Source organism: Fibrobacter sp. UWH6 (assembly GCF_900142465.1).
Lineage (GTDB): Bacteria > Fibrobacterota > Fibrobacteria > Fibrobacterales > Fibrobacteraceae > Fibrobacter.
On the sequence record NZ_FRAX01000043.1, the window covers coordinates 1 to 2,041 of the forward strand.

2 protein-coding genes and 1 pseudogene are annotated in these 2,041 nt (G+C 37.3%); all 3 read right to left on the reverse strand.

Annotated elements, in window-relative coordinates; translation table 11 throughout:
• Positions 1–215: pseudogene (locus BUB73_RS16465) on the reverse strand (hypothetical protein); the annotation flags it as partial.
• Between the two features lie 271 nt (positions 216–486).
• The gene (locus BUB73_RS16470; protein ID WP_073287568.1) at positions 487–1,026 is read right to left on the reverse strand and encodes a hypothetical protein; all 540 of its coding nucleotides are present in this window, start codon (positions 1,024–1,026) and stop codon (positions 487–489) included.
• 13 nt (positions 1,027–1,039) lie between these two features.
• Positions 1,040–1,897: a DNA adenine methylase gene (locus BUB73_RS16475; protein WP_073287570.1), complete on the reverse strand. Its 858-nt coding sequence runs from the start codon at positions 1,895–1,897 to the stop codon at positions 1,040–1,042.
• Between the last annotated feature and the right edge of the window lie 144 nt (positions 1,898–2,041).

The following is a 2,041-nucleotide window of genomic DNA, read 5'->3' on the forward strand; positions in this document are numbered from 1 at the left end:
TACTCGTTTCCGGTTGAATTATCAACGGCGTCGCCAGGCTTGATGCGGTCCAGCAGTTGGAAAGCCTCTCCAAATATTGCCGCTGCGTTTCCGCGATTGATTTCTTCGATTACCAAGAAAAAGGGCTCAGTCGGGTTGCGGAAAGCCCTACGGATGACTTCTGCAAACGGCCCCGGTTTGAAACGATATTCAACACCGCCATTATTAGGTTTCACATACGGAAAAATCTGTCCTACAAAATCTGCATTGCTGTACTCCGGATGGAACACGCAACGAACTTTATGGTACTCTTTTTCGCTAGCGAGTATGCCGCATTCGTCAAGTTTCTTGTCAATAATTTTATTGACTTCAAAGCTCTTGCCGCAACCTGGTACACCATAGTAAATGATTTGGGAGGGGGTGAAAGAGGCTTCTTCATTAAAAAAAACTGAGTTTTCAAGAAGTTCACCATCAACACTTTCTTTACTTTCTAAATAAGGACGACTGTCAAAATATTTTTACATATTTCTTTAATGTTTCAGGATTTTCCACATCTCCTTCTATAATTCTAATAAAAGAAGCCTGTTTGATTCCTGCATTATGTTTGTTTTGTGGACACCTGATAAAATCCCTTACGTTCTTCCCATTTAATTGTTCTTGCACAAAATCGTACAGACTGCGAAGATCACGACGTGATGTTTCGCTGTCTAAATTTGTTTCAAGAGACACTAAAAATTCATGTGGGTCAAAAGCGGTCAAGCCCGTTGCCATTGACGAATCTTGTGTAAAAATTGTGAACAAGAAAAACTTGCAATTATTTCTTTTGGCGAATTCAAAACACGGTCTTGTCTTATCAAGAAAAACTCGTATTTGCGGTTTCGCCCTTTCCGTGCCTGTGATATTGATGTTTGTGTAGGCAAACAAAGCTTTGTCTGTTGAATTAATAGAAAGCAAATCACAATCTTTGGGAAGATTATGTTCCTCAAGTTTTTTCCATTGAGGAATATTTTTTGATAGGTAGTTTCTAATTACATCTATGGATGACATTATTTGTTCGCTCCTAATAATTCGTAATTACCAAATGATTTGCCTGGGATTTAAATCGATTTCGTATATTGACCGCATATTTTTTATGATATTCTCGTCTTATATATCCCTGATATAACTCGGAAATAAGAGGTGTATTGCCTATAACAATCATTGCTTTGCAAGACAAATTCTTAAAATCTTCTGCAAGTTGCCTTTGTCTTTCTTCATTAAAATCAAGTCCATTTAAATTTCCGTACTCAGTAAAGATGCAATCATACGGTGGATCAATAAAGACAAAGTCGTTTTCTTGGCATTTATCAAAAATTTTTGCGTAGTCAAGATTGAACAATTGCGCCTTCTTTAAAATTTTGACATGCTGATTTGTAACACCAGAAACTGAGAAATTTTTATATCTCCCAAAGGGGACGTTATATTCACCTTTTGTATTGTAACGAATCATTCCTGAATAGGATGTCTTATTTATGAAAAAATAAAGAGCAGCCTCTGTATATTCGGAATTGATTTTTCCATTGAACATATCGCGAAGTCGATAGTACAAAGCTTCATTTGAATTTTCACAGAAACTTCCATTTGAAATTTTCTTTTGCGAATCAAAACACTGCTGATTTTCCTTATACAAACCTTCAATACGATGTAAATCGCTCATCAAATCATCATAATGGTTTCTCACACCTTTATAAAAACCGATCAATTTAGAATTCAAATCGTTTACTATTGCTTTTTGAGGAAGAAGGTGAAAGAAAACCGATCCGCCACCAAAAAAAGGCTCTACATAACGAGAATAGTTGGTGGGTATTAAATCTTCAAAGAAAACTATCTCCTTGGATTTTCCTCCACGATATTTTATAAGAGGCTTTAGACCAGACATGTATGTATCTCGTTCCTCGAGTTGAAGGTGAACGAGTTCACCCTCAGTCGGGAGCAAGAAACTGCGATGTCAAAACAAGCAAAGAAAACGCTCGCAAACGCACGTGTGGATACACGCACGAATTCCCCGGGCACCGAATGGATA